The sequence below is a fragment of the Streptomyces sp. G5(2025) genome (genome assembly GCF_049542075.1).
Classification (GTDB): domain Bacteria; phylum Actinomycetota; class Actinomycetes; order Streptomycetales; family Streptomycetaceae; genus Streptomyces.
Genome location: NZ_JBMUZT010000002.1, coordinates 123,798 through 135,241, shown reverse-complemented (window position 1 = coordinate 135,241; position 11,444 = coordinate 123,798). Strand labels below are relative to the sequence as shown.

At 69.8% G+C, this 11,444-nt stretch carries 15 protein-coding genes and 2 pseudogenes; 8 read left to right on the top strand and 9 right to left on the bottom strand.

From position 1 onward, the window contains the following. Positions 1 to 90 precede the first annotated feature (90 nt). From ACOBQB_RS01020 to ACOBQB_RS01000, 5 genes and pseudogenes are all read right to left on the bottom strand, one after another. Complete coding sequence (locus tag ACOBQB_RS01020) at positions 91 to 291, bottom strand: ATP-binding protein (protein ID WP_423587996.1); 201 nt, start codon at positions 289 to 291, stop codon at positions 91 to 93. A 130-nt stretch (positions 292 to 421) separates the two neighbouring features. After that, a pseudogene (locus tag ACOBQB_RS01015) lies at positions 422 to 850 on the bottom strand (ATP-binding protein); the annotation flags it as partial. A 47-nt stretch (positions 851 to 897) separates the two neighbouring features. Continuing rightward, on the bottom strand, positions 898 to 1,506 hold the full coding sequence (locus ACOBQB_RS01010) for a Mu transposase domain-containing protein (RefSeq protein WP_423587994.1): 609 nt from the start codon (positions 1,504 to 1,506) through the stop codon (positions 898 to 900). Between the two features lie 183 nt (positions 1,507 to 1,689). Next, positions 1,690 to 2,022, bottom strand: a complete 333-nt coding sequence (locus ACOBQB_RS01005) for a hypothetical protein (RefSeq protein ID WP_423587993.1) — start codon at positions 2,020 to 2,022, stop codon at positions 1,690 to 1,692. 27 nt (positions 2,023 to 2,049) lie between these two features. Continuing rightward, positions 2,050 to 2,517 (bottom strand): NUDIX hydrolase, encoded by a 468-nt coding sequence (locus ACOBQB_RS01000; RefSeq protein ID WP_423587991.1) that lies wholly within the window; start codon positions 2,515 to 2,517, stop codon positions 2,050 to 2,052. Positions 2,518 to 2,575: 58 nt separating this feature from the next. On the opposite strand from ACOBQB_RS01000, the gene ACOBQB_RS00995 reads away from it, so the two are divergent. Beyond that, a complete protein-coding gene (locus ACOBQB_RS00995) occupies positions 2,576 to 3,127 on the top strand; it encodes a DUF6790 family protein (RefSeq protein WP_423587989.1) in 552 nt (183 codons plus the stop codon). Between the two features lie 361 nt (positions 3,128 to 3,488). On the opposite strand, the gene ACOBQB_RS00990 is transcribed toward ACOBQB_RS00995, so the two are convergent. Together ACOBQB_RS00990 and ACOBQB_RS00985 are read right to left on the bottom strand one after the other, a co-directional pair. Then, complete coding sequence (locus tag ACOBQB_RS00990) at positions 3,489 to 3,587, bottom strand: DUF4259 domain-containing protein (protein WP_423587987.1); 99 nt, start codon at positions 3,585 to 3,587, stop codon at positions 3,489 to 3,491. A gap of 103 nt (positions 3,588 to 3,690) precedes the next feature. Then, positions 3,691 to 4,281 carry a TetR/AcrR family transcriptional regulator gene (locus tag ACOBQB_RS00985; protein WP_423587985.1) on the bottom strand — a complete coding sequence of 197 codons (591 nt, stop codon included), beginning with the start codon at positions 4,279 to 4,281 and terminating at the stop codon, positions 3,691 to 3,693. Positions 4,282 to 4,351: 70 nt separating this feature from the next. Here ACOBQB_RS00985 and ACOBQB_RS00980 point away from each other — a divergent pair, with 70 nt between their 5' ends. Beyond that, positions 4,352 to 5,245, top strand: coding sequence for an NADP-dependent oxidoreductase (locus ACOBQB_RS00980; RefSeq protein WP_423587983.1), 894 nt, complete (start codon positions 4,352 to 4,354; stop codon positions 5,243 to 5,245). A 441-nt stretch (positions 5,246 to 5,686) separates the two neighbouring features. Here ACOBQB_RS00980 and ACOBQB_RS00975 read toward each other — a convergent pair whose 3' ends face one another. Next, a complete protein-coding gene (locus tag ACOBQB_RS00975; RefSeq protein WP_423587982.1) occupies positions 5,687 to 6,223 on the bottom strand; it encodes a hypothetical protein in 537 nt (178 codons plus the stop codon). A 195-nt stretch (positions 6,224 to 6,418) separates the two neighbouring features. Between ACOBQB_RS00975 and ACOBQB_RS00970 the strand changes: the two genes are divergently transcribed. Next, positions 6,419 to 7,012 carry a hypothetical protein gene (locus tag ACOBQB_RS00970; RefSeq protein WP_423587981.1) on the top strand — a complete coding sequence of 198 codons (594 nt, stop codon included), beginning with the start codon at positions 6,419 to 6,421 and terminating at the stop codon, positions 7,010 to 7,012. A gap of 28 nt (positions 7,013 to 7,040) precedes the next feature. Beyond that, entirely contained in the window at positions 7,041 to 7,175 is a 135-nt protein-coding gene (locus ACOBQB_RS00965; RefSeq protein ID WP_423587980.1) for a hypothetical protein, read from the top strand. A 479-nt stretch (positions 7,176 to 7,654) separates the two neighbouring features. On the opposite strand, the gene ACOBQB_RS00960 is transcribed toward ACOBQB_RS00965, so the two are convergent. Continuing rightward, positions 7,655 to 7,879: a hypothetical protein gene (locus ACOBQB_RS00960; protein ID WP_423587979.1), complete on the bottom strand. Its 225-nt coding sequence runs from the start codon at positions 7,877 to 7,879 to the stop codon at positions 7,655 to 7,657. A gap of 422 nt (positions 7,880 to 8,301) precedes the next feature. Here ACOBQB_RS00960 and ACOBQB_RS00955 point away from each other — a divergent pair, with 422 nt between their 5' ends. The 4 genes and pseudogenes from ACOBQB_RS00955 to ACOBQB_RS00940 all read left to right on the top strand — a co-directional run bounded on the left by ACOBQB_RS00955 (position 8,302) and on the right by ACOBQB_RS00940 (position 11,272). After that, positions 8,302 to 9,738 carry an FG-GAP repeat protein gene (locus ACOBQB_RS00955; protein ID WP_423587978.1) on the top strand — a complete coding sequence of 479 codons (1,437 nt, stop codon included), beginning with the start codon at positions 8,302 to 8,304 and terminating at the stop codon, positions 9,736 to 9,738. A 59-nt stretch (positions 9,739 to 9,797) separates the two neighbouring features. Beyond that, complete coding sequence (locus ACOBQB_RS00950) at positions 9,798 to 10,790, top strand: FG-GAP-like repeat-containing protein (RefSeq protein ID WP_423587977.1); 993 nt, start codon at positions 9,798 to 9,800, stop codon at positions 10,788 to 10,790. 33 nt (positions 10,791 to 10,823) lie between these two features. After that, positions 10,824 to 10,937 (top strand): annotated as a pseudogene (locus tag ACOBQB_RS00945) (FG-GAP repeat protein); the annotation flags it as partial. A gap of 65 nt (positions 10,938 to 11,002) precedes the next feature. After that, the gene (locus ACOBQB_RS00940; protein WP_423590313.1) at positions 11,003 to 11,272 is read left to right on the top strand and encodes a hypothetical protein; all 270 of its coding nucleotides are present in this window, start codon (positions 11,003 to 11,005) and stop codon (positions 11,270 to 11,272) included. Positions 11,273 to 11,444: the final 172 nt, after the last annotated feature.

Genomic DNA, 11,444 nt, shown 5'->3' with positions numbered 1-11,444 from the left:
CGCGGTCGGCACTGGGACTTGACGACCGGGCCCGGAAATGGCTGCGGCCGGTCTCCCGGCAGGGAGGCCGGCCGCAGTTGTCGGTACAGGTCAGCGGCGGCGTTTCCGCTGGGTCTGGGCGAACCGGTAGGACTGGGTTCCGGTCTCGACGATGTGCGCGTTGAAGGTGACCCGGTCGACGATCGCCGTGCAGAGACGGGGATCGGTGAAGGTCTGCTTCCACTCCGAGAACGGAGCATTCGACGCGATCGCGATGACCCGCCGTTCCTCCCGCTCGGTGAAGATCTGCAACAGCAGCTTGGCCCGGCCTTGTCCAGGTCCAGGTAGCCGAACTCGTCCAGACAGAGCAGGTCAACACGGCCGTAGCGGCGATAGTGCGGGTCAGCTTCTTCTCGTCCGCGGCCTCGGCGAGCTCGTTGACCAGGTTGACCGTGGTCGTGTAGCGGACTCGAAGCCCGGCCTCGCCCATGGCCGTGCCAATCCCAATCAGCAGGTGCGACTTGCCAGTGCCGGAGTCGCCGATCAGGCAGAGCGGCTGTCCCGCTTTGACCCAGGCCGGATCCGACAGGGTGCCGACCAGCTCCGGTGTGACGTTGGGATTCTCGGTGAAGTCGAAGTCCTCCAGGCGCTCGGCCCGGGGGAAGTTGGCGTCCCGGACCAGCCGCTGCTCGCGCCGCTCTTCGCGTTCGGCGCACTCGGCCTCCAGCAGGTCGGCGAGAAAGTCCTTGTAACTGGACCGCTGGCGCATCGCGGCACCGGCCGTTTCCTGGACCCGGCGGCGGATCGTCGGCAGGTGCAGGGCCCGGCATGCCTCGTCGATGGCCGTGTCCACGGCCTCCTCCGGGCCCATGTCGCGTCGGGGCGAGGGGATTTGGGCGGGCGTGGTCTCGTTCGGGCTCATGCGGTGCCTTTCGGTTGGCGTGTCAGCAACTGGTCGTAGTGAGCGACGTCCGGCAGCGGCCGTTTGTCCTCGGGCAGCTGGGCCCGGCGGGCCGTCAGCGAGACCACGCCGCTGGGCTCGGCCCAGGGCGGCGGATCACCCTCGTCGTCCGGGTCCTCGGCCGGGGGCGGTGCCAGCGCGGCGGCCCTGCGTGCCTCGACGGCGACCACGTCCGCGCTGGTGGCGCCCGCCCGGATCGCGGCGGCCATGCCCTGCTCGACGACGGCAGCAGGCATCCGGCGGTGCAGCAGCAGGACCTCGATCAGTGCCCGTGTCCCGGCGGCGTCCCCATGGGCGGTGCGGGCTGCGGCCCAGAACGCTTCGTGGACTTCGGTAAACGGACCGTTCTGGCGGGCGGTGACCAGCGCGGTCGAGCCGGCCATCGCCCCGGGCATGGTCGGCAGGATCTCCAGGTAGTGGTCGAGTTCGTCGCGGAAGTCGCCCCGGCGGGTCAGCCTCGGATGGCGGGCGACGATCTCCCGTCGTTCGAAGACCAGCAGCTCGTTGCCCCGCAGCCGCACGCGCACGTTCTGGCCGATGAAGCGGGCCGGCACGAGTAGTGGCACTGTCGGACGGTGATCCGGCTGCTGCGGTCGACCTTCGGCGTCAGGGTGATGCCGCACTCGAACTCCTCGAACGGCAACGGCGTCAGCTCGTCCGCCTCAGCCACAAAGTTGAAGCCGACCGTGGTCAGCCTGCCCGTGAGATGCGCTCGTCCTCGACCGCATCGATCTCAGCGATCCGAGCGTTCAGCTCCTCCAGCGTGGCGACCTCGGGGACCGGGACCAGATGAGTGCGGCGGAAGCGGCCGCCTCATGCTCGATCCCGCCCTTCTCGTGAGCCCCCTCCTCGCCAGGGACGCAGTAGAAGGCGTCGAAGCCGCAGTGCGCCCGGAAGGACACCCACCGCTCGGACTCAATCCGGCTGCGACCAGTGCAGATGCGGTTGACCGCCGGCTTCAGATTGTCGTAACGGATGTGTCGGCTCGGCACTCCACCCAGGATGTCGAACGCCTCGACGTGCCCTTCCATGAAGGACTCCTGGGCCTGCGAGGCATAGACGCGGTGGACGGCCGGGGACAAGCAGGCCAGGCAGACGCTGGCGGCGCCTCAGTGCTGGATCAGGCCGCCGACCGGGACAGAAGCCACGTGGCCGGTTGCCGGAAGGGCCTGTGCCAGGGCAAGGCCGATGTCGACCAGCGATGACCGGCGCAGGCCGGCCACGTCGGTGAACGCAGTCCAGACCGACTCAGCGATTTCGCCGTTCGGCTCAGGCCGGAGCTGGCCGCCAGTGATACGGACCCGGTAGAAGATGCCGACATTCTGGTGCTCGACTCCCGCACGCGCGGAGGCCGCAGGGATCACCCGCGAGTCCACTCCCAGCAGGCGATCCACCACCGCGGAGCATCCGGTCTCCTCGGCGACCTCCCGGATCACCGCATCGAACGGATCCTCCCCGTGCTCGACCCTGCCGCCCGGAAGAGTCCAGCTACTCCCGCCCTCCGGCGGCACGTGACGGGCGAGCAGTACCCGCCCGTCCTCGACACACACGGCGTACGCCGCCAACCGGAAACTCATCCCCGCACCTCCCGCTGGACCCTATCCAACGTCCAAGATCCGCGCATCGCTAAGCGGAGTGAAGCCAGATCAACTTCTTACGCCTAAAGCCACTTCTCTTCCGTGCACTGGAGCCCAAAGAAGTGCTTACAGACAGCTACCCGCTCTCGGAGCGCTGCTGAGCTGCCGTCGCCGCGGCCCGGACCGGTCGGCGGCGGAGATCCGGCAGCGCTGGGGGGCAGTCGGTGCCCTTGGCATCGGAAGCCTGCGGATCACGATCGCGTTCCTGGCGGTCCCGAAGGGCATGGCCGACACCATCGGCTTCGCCACCTCGCCGTTCCCGTTCGAGATCGCCTTCGCCAACCTCGGCCTTGCCGTGCTGGGCGTCCGCGTCCCGTCCGCGTCGCCCCGCGAGCGCCTCACGAGCGGGCTGGTGGCCGCCGCGTTCCTGTGGGGAGCCGCGATCGGCCACGTCTACCAATGGTTCGCCAACGGCGACCACGCCGCCGGAAACACGGGCGGCATCCTCGCCATCGACGTTCTGATTCCCACCGTCATGATCGCCCTGGACGCCCGGGACATCCACCGCGCCGGCTCGGGCCGCGGCCACACCGCCCGCCCGGCCCCCTGACCACGGTGGCCCACCCTGCCGGCAGCGGAGCCCGCGACGATGCGAACGGCTGGCTTTGATCGACCGCCGTCGACTCGGTGCCGCCTCGCGCCCGCGCCCGCGGGGATGGCCCGTCAGCTAGGCATCCGGCAGGCCCCGACCGGACGGCGCGGCCGCGCCCATTTCGGCCCGCAGCCGGACCCTGACCCCAAGCGGCTGCTGGTGGAAGTCACCGCACAGCGCCCTCCGCTGACCCCAGAAGGGGCGCCCGGTGCACCGGGCGCCCCTCTTAGACTCCCTGACGGTTGTTCCGCGACATTGCTGTGGCGGCACTGTTCGGGACGGTGCTGGCGACGAGAGCCGCGGTCGCGTGCTCGTTCGATCACATCGATGACCTTCCGAGGAGACAAGCCCTCTCAAGTCCATCGACGAAGTCTGCGGCGAGGTCGCTGTCGAACGGGCCGGTTCCCCACGTTCCCATGCTGGCTCCTGGCCGCAGTCTTGTACGAAGGCAGCTCGATTCACTGGTCGGTGCGCGCGAGGTCCCACGCCCTGCACGCGCCGCGGCAACCGCAGCAGATCGTTCAGTCACCGCTCGCAGACGGGCCGGTGGCCTGCCATGCCGCCTCGATCATCGGGAAGATCTCGTCCAGAGCGGCCTGTGGGTCGGCCGCTTCGCGGGCCAGCGAGTAGGCGTCGATCACGAACCTCGCGATGGTGCGGGCGGCGGTTTCGCTCCGGGTCAGGCCGGGATCGGCGGCGATGGCCGTGGCCAAGGCGTCCGCGTGGCGCAGGCGGAGCGACTCGTCGTACTTCCGCAGGGCCGGAGACGCGTCGATCATGCGCCAGATCGGGGCGGCGCTCTCCGCGGTGCAGTGCCGTACCAGGGCCAGGATCTCGCGGCGCAGCGCGGGGATGAGCGGCTCGTGCGGCGCCCGGCCGGTGACCGCCTGCGTGAGGCGCTGCTCGAAGTCCTCGTCCTGCTCGAACACCAGGGCCTCTTTCGAGGCGAAGTGCGAGAAGAGCGTGGTGACGGCCACGTCGGCCTCGGCGGCCACGTCGCGGATGCCCACCGCCTCGTACCCGCGTTCCAAGAAGAGCCGCAGCGCGGTGTCGGCGATCTTCTGGCGGGTCGCGGCCTTCTTGCGCTCACGGCGTCCGGACTGCACGGTCATGCCCGCAGGCTACCAGGTATGAAATCGTAGTTGATATGAAAAGCTATCGGTTAGTGTTACGTTGGGCGGTATGAAGAAGGTGAGCTTCGCCGAGTTCGGCGGTCCGGACGTTCTGCAACTCGTCGACGCCGAGGAGCCCCACGCGGCCTCCGGCCAGATACGAATCGCTGTGCGGGCGGCGGGCGTGAATCCCGTCGACTGGAGAATTCGTGAAGGCCAGGTCCTGGGGGCGCACCCGATCGAGTTGCCCTCCGGGGTCGGGCTGGACGCCGCCGGGGTGGTGGACGAGGTCGGTGAGGGAGTCGTAGGGGTCGAGGTCGGTGACCGGGTGTTCGGCGAGGGCTCCAGCACCTACGCCGAGTTCGCCGTGCTGTCGGCCTGGGCCCAGATGCCCGAGGGGCTGACGTTCGAGGAGGCGGCCGGATACCCCTCCGTGGTGGAGACCGCGCTACGCGTCATCCGCGAGGTCGGTGTGCGGCCCGGACAGACGCTCCTGGTCAGCGGCGCGTCCGGGGGAGTCGGATCGGCAGTGCTGCAGATCGCCCGCGACCGCGGCATCACGGTCATCGGCATGGCCGGCGCCGCGAACCAGGAGTATCTGCGCAGCCTTGGCGCTGTTGCCACGACGTACGGCGAGGGCTGGGTCGAGCGGGTCCGGCGGCTCGGCGACGTCGATGCGGCTCTCGATCTGGCCGGTTCGGGCGTGCTTCGCGAACTGGTGGAGCTGACCGGGAGTCCGGAGAGGGTCGTCTCCATCGCAGATCTCGGTGCGCCGGAGTTCGGTGTCCGGTTCTCCGGCGTGGCCGGAAGCGTGCCGGCGGCGCTCGCCGAGGCCGTCGACCTGATCTCGCGGGGCCGACTCCACATCCCGGTCGAGAAGTCGTACTCGCTGGCCGAGGCGGCGGCGGCCCACATCGACAGCCACGCCGGTCATACGCGCGGGCGCCGAGTCTTGGTCATCTGAGCCGCTCCCGGCGCAGTCACACGGCACGGCAAGTCGCTTCTTCTGCAGCACCTTTGCCGGGGGAAGGGTGCTGCTGAGCTGCTGCCCTGCTGAACTGCTGGGTTGGCAAGTTGCGTCGAGCTGTTTGAGAACCTTGACACTCACCCCGATGGGAACGCGCGACGACATCCACGAAGCCTTCCTCGGCCTCGCCACCTGCCTCATCATCCACCGACACGTCCGACGCCTTTGTTAGGACCTCTTAGAGTCAACCGCGTTTGTCTACTTCGGGGGCGTGGGTGACCACGAGGCACGGGCGGGCGCAGTCGGGGGCAGCACGTCGGGCCGCGAGGGAAGCTTGTACTCGCGCCGGACGCGATCCTGTCCTGACCAGTCCGGTTGCGCCTGTTCCGGTTGGGGCCGTTGGATCCGTGAAAGCCCAACGGGCCCAACCGTCGCACATCAGTCTTCGTCCGCGTCGGACAGAGCTTCGGTGACCATGCGGGTGGCGAAGTCGGGGTCATCGGTGAGGCGGTTGATGTGCTCAGCGAGCAGGAAGGTGGTGGCCTCCAGAGGATTCATCTCCTCCTTGGTCCAGCCTCCGTACTGTTCGCGCCACAGGTTGGGGCTCAAGCCGGTGCCCGCGGCCACGACGAGGCCGATCATGGTGGGGATGGTCTCGGGAGGGATGCTCTTGGGCATCATGCGCATCGTGGCCACAAGGTTGGGCACCACGTACTCGATGACGTCCTTTCCGTGGTTGTCATAGGCCGACCGCAGCCATTTCATGAACAGGTAGACGAGCGTGCACGCGCCCTGCAGCAAGTCGTCGGCTCCCTTGCGGCCCAGGGATGCGAGGTACTGGTCGATCATCGCCTGCTGGTCGGGGTCGACCTCGGTCTTGCCGCCGTGGACCTGTTTGAGCCGAGAGTCGATCATCATGAGCGCTGCGCCGACGTCGCCGACGGGAGCGTACTGGGGGTCGCAGGGCGAGGGCACAGAATTCCTCCTGAGGTGATTGCGCCGACGCGCGGCGTGTCCGCACAGCAGCGCATGGCGTGTCCGCACAGTAGACCGCCGACGAGAGGGGCGTCCGGCGAATCCCAGCTCACCTGGAGTGATCCGAGGCCGCGATCGGTGAGGCGCTGGGGCCGCGCACGAGCCGCTACCGTCAACGCCGGGTGCCGGCCGGTCATGGAGATCACCGGCGGCCGAGGCCGTGCGCGCCGCTGGGGGGTGCCCCACGAGCCGATCCGCTGGACTTCGCGGCGCAGCGACCAAGCCGCCGCCCGCCGTGAGGAGTCGGAGCGCGAGCGCGTCACCGCGCCGTTGCGCGTCGACTGGAAAGAGAGCGCAATTGCCACCGATGGAGTGGACATCGACATCGTCAACTTCCCACTTGAGTACGTCCGTCCGCGGCCGCGGCTGCGGCTGCGGCGATGCGGGCGGGCCCCGGCCGCCACCGTGGTCCGGATAACGCCGGTGGCCGCCGACGTCTCCACGACGGTGCTCGTGATGCACGACGCGGCCACTTCCACCGGCGCCACCTGTTTGCCGAGGCCGGCCGCCACCTCACGCTCGTCCTGCGCGCCCGCCGGCACAGCTGACCGCCGCCCCCGACCTGAACCGGCGCTCCCCGGCCGGCCTGGCGCGCTGGCTGCGCCCACGACCCCGGGTCAGGACGTGGGGGAGTGGCTGCGCACCACTACCGCCACAGCCGTGTGGGCGGCAGTCTGCGAAGTAGTTCGGCTGAGAGAACCGGACGGTTCGCTGATTCTCGCCCGTTGAGGCCGGGCGGCCCTTTACGATCCGGTTTGTGGGTCCCGAGCTGCTCGGACGGATCAGCGCGCGGCGCGCGGAACTGGACGAGCTCCAAGGGCAGCCGGCCAAGCAGCTGGCGAAGACGCGAGCCGAGTTGGACGAACTCGCCCGTCTCCGAGCGGGTTCTTGAGCGGCTGAGCGAGCAGCTCGCCGACGAACGCACCTCAGCCGCACCGGTGCCCGGGCGGGTGGGTGGACGGGTGGTGGTGATGCTGGCCCCGCACGGTACGCCGGACGTGGAGGAGACCGGGCTCCCGCCGGACTACCGCCGCATCCTCGCCGTCGTGCGGCAGGCCGCCGGACCGGTCATGGCCCGATAGGTCGGCGATGCGCCGGGCGTCGATGTCAGCGGGCGGGCCAGGCCGGAACCGCTGCGGGGGAGGCTGGTCAGGCGCGTCGGCCGCGGCTGGCTGCGGAAGTTGCCCGACGGCCGGTTCGCCACCCCGTTTGTAACCGGCGGTGCCCCAGTAACGTAATCCCCAACACAAGCTCCAGCCGGTCAACGCGTCAGACAGTGGTCGGCTGCCTGCTGCCCCATCCGACGGAGTGCCGCCAGCGGGTGGGGAGGTGTCCGGCCCGCCTCCTGGAATTCGCGGTAGAAGTCGCCCATCACGTCGGCGACGGGTGCATAACGGACAGCGGCTGCCGCGACTGACGTGGGAAGCCGTAGCACTGGTCGTAGGTACGGTGCTGGTCGAAGAAGTCGGCCTCGCCCTGTGCGAGCTCGAAGCGGGAGGAGATCGCGAGACCGTAGTCGGCGAAGAAGAGCTGTCGGCCATCGGTCAGGATGTTCTCGAAGTGGGCGTCGAAGTGCAGCAGCCCACATGCGTTCATGAACGAGACCTGCACGACTGGTTGGGCGTCCACATCGGGGCCGGTGACGAGGCAGCCGAGCGGGCCTGCGTCATGGTGGACAACGAGTTGGAAGCCGGCGTCACATCGGCCGGTTCCTCGGGAAGCGGCCGGCCTGAGTCCGGAAGCACTCGCCAGTGATGCATCAAGGGGGAAGCCCTCGTGCTCTCCCGCGACCACCCAGTTAGTCGTCTCCAAGGAGGGGCTGATCTGGTCCGTGCGCGGTGCTTCGCTCCGCGGGCCCCGGGGTGGAACTCGCGCCGAGGCGAGTCGTGTTCACCTGGCGGTCACCTTCGTACAACCTTCGTACAACCCTTCGTACTCCACGTGAGTCACATCCCCGTAAGCCCTTCCCCTCGCGTTCCTTCCGCCTCGTTTCCCCCTTTCACTACGGGAGTTCCACCGTGCGTGTACGTACCCTGGCCGCCACCGCCGTCGTCGCGGCAGTCACCGCCGCCGGTCTGACTCTGCCGCTGGCCGGGAGCGCCGCGGCGGTCACGACCCCGCGGTTCGACTTCAACGGCGACGGATACGCGGACATCGCGGTCGGGATGCCCGACGCCACGGTGGACGGCAAGGCCAAGGCCGGCTACGTCAGCGTGATCTATGGCGGTCCGCAGAGCCCGAGCCAGTCCACCGGCGTCATCAGCCAGGCCGAGGCCGGCATACCCGGCACGCCCGAGGCGGGCGACCGCTTCGGCTCCTCCGTGGCGCCCGTCGACGTGAACGGCGACGGCGTCTTCGAGCTCGTCGTCGGCGCGAGCGGCGAGTCGCTCACCTCCGATCAGCTCAAGGACGAGGGCACCATCACCGTCCTGGACGGCTCGGAGTGGAACGTCAAGGGCACCACCGTGGCCAGGGGCGCGGGCGAGTTCAGCGGCATCGGACGCACCATCGCCACGGGCGACTACGACGGCGACGGCGACACGGACCTGGCGTACGGCGAGAACGGCGAGGAGGGCGGCGCGCTCCGGTTCCGCCCGGGCCCGCTCACCGCCGACCCGGTGGCCGGCACCACCCTGCGCGGCTACGGCATGGGCGGCAGCACCCGCGACCTCGTCACCGGTGACTTCGACGGTGACGGCCGGGACGACCTCGCCACCACCTGGCAGGCCATGGAGGACGCCGGCACCTTCATCACGCGCTGGGACGGTCAGGCCAAGCCCGTCCAGTGGTGGGCCGACACCGACCGCGGCAGCGCGCTCGCCGCTGCCGACTTCGACCGGGACGGCACCGACGATCTCGCGGTCGGCCTCGTACAGCCCAACCCCGAGTCGCAGACCACGCATTGCGAGGACCGGCTCGGCGGCGCGGTGCTGCTGCTCAAGGGCTCGAAGACCGCGTCCTTCGGCACCGAGAACGACTGCGTCACCCAGGCCGGCCCGGAGGTCGGCGGCGCCGCCGAGGAAGGCGACGACTTCGGTGCCGCGCTGTCCGCCGGTGACCTGAACGGCGACGGCCTTCCGGAAGTGGTGGTCGGCGTGCCCGGCGAGGACGTGGGCACCGTGAAGGACGCGGGCGGCTACGTCACCCTGAACGGTACGGAGAACGGCCCCCACGGCGGCCTGGCCCGCAGCCAGAGCACCCCGAACATGCCCGGCACGGCCAAGGCCGGCGACCGCTTCGGCGCCCAGGTGGCCGTCGGCGACTACAACCGCGACGGACTGTGGGACACCGCGGTGAGCGCGCCCGGGGAGAACGCCGGTGAACCCAGGTCGGGCGGCGTCTGGTTCGCGCCGAGCAGCACCGAGGAGACGTACCCGCCGGGCAAGTCGCTGACCCCGTTCGGCTTCGCGCTGCCCGATGGGGCCATCAAGTACGGCGAAGCGCTGGGGCTTTAGTCATCCGTCTGCCTTCCCCCATGTGAACTGATTTTCCCACCTTGAGATGTGGAGTACCTGTGCGCAGTAAGAGATTTCCGGCTGCCCTGCTCGGCGCCGTCGCCGTCCTCGCGTCGGCGGGGCTCGGGCTCGCCCCTACGGCGGGCGCGGCACCGGCGGCCGTCGAGGGGCCTGACTTCAATGGTGACGGGTACGCGGACGCCGTGGTCGGTGTGTATCGAGGCGACATCGACGGCAAGAAGTCCGCGGGCTACCTGCACGTGCTCTACGGCGGATCGGACGGGGCCGGCACCTTCACCGCCTCTGTCAGCCAGGACAGCCCGGGCGTCCCCGGCACCAGCGAGGCGAACGACGGGTTCGGCAGTTCCGTTGTGACGGCCGACGTGGACGGTGACGGCTTGACCGACGTCGTCGTCGGGGCGCCGGGCGAGGATGTCGGCAGCGGCTCGACGGCGGGCCACGGCTCGGTGGTCGTCCTGTACGGCTCGTCCAGTGGCCTCTTCGAGCGAGGCAGGACGATCGCGCAGGGCCAGGCGGGCAGCGGCGCCGGCAGCTCGCTCGCTGTGGGCGACTTCACCCAGGACGGCGCCGTGGACGTGGCGGTGGGCCTGCCCCACGGGGAGTTCGGGGAGGTCACCCTGCGGCCGGGGCCGCTCACCGAGGACAAGCCGCTGACGCATCTGCTCCACACCGGCTACGGCGGCACCTCGGGCAGGTTGGCGGCCGGGGACTTCGACGGGAACGGCAAGACCGAGCTGGCGATCTCCTCGTATTCCAACGACTACTCGCGCACCACCCTGTGGCGCTGGAACGGCTCGGCATTGCAGGAGTACTGGAAGTCGCCGGCCACCGGCTACGACATAGCCGCGGGCGACTTCGACGGCGACAGCGTGGACGACCTGGCCCTTGGGCACTGTCTGATCATCGCCGTGGCCGACCGGCCCACCGGGGCATGCGGCCCCGATGAGCTGGCCAAGGGCGGCAAGGTGCGGGTCTTCTACGGAAGCGAGGGCGCCGAGGGCTTCGGCACCCGCACCCACACTTTCAGCTAGGACACTCCGGGCGTCGCGGGCACGGCCGAGGAAGTGGACAACTTCGGCATCAAGCTGGCCGCGGGCGATCTCACCGGCGACGGCCGGGACGACCTGGTGGCAGGCACGCCCCGTGAGGCCATCGGGGCGGTGGGCGGGGCCGGTTCGGCGACCGTGCTGACCTCGGGCCCGGGCGGTCTGCTCGACGCCTCGGGCACCGCCAAGTCGGCGGCCTGGCACCAGGACTCCGCCGGGGTCCCGGGGGCGCCGGAGGTCAACGACGAGTTCGGCTCGGCGTTGGCCCTGGGGACTACGACGGGGACGGGGACACAGATGTCACGGTCGGCGTCTACAACGAGGACAGCACGGAGTACGAGCAGAACCTCAGCGCTGGTGGTGTCTGGACCCTGCCGAACGGCGCGGGGGCGGGCTCCAAGGCGTTGACGGCACGGCTGTTCGGGCTGCGCGGGGCGCTGGACTACGGGCGGGTACTGGGGCGCTGAGGCCCCGCTGACGCGGGCGGCGTACTGCTGATCCGGGCGGTGTGCCGCCGCGACGCGGGCATGATCACCGTCTTGCGCAAGCATTTCGGACGGTGTCCTACGTGGTGATGCGGACGAGTCTTCTTGTAGCAGCGGAAGGCGGCGGCGAGCCCGTGAAGGGCCAGGAGGTACC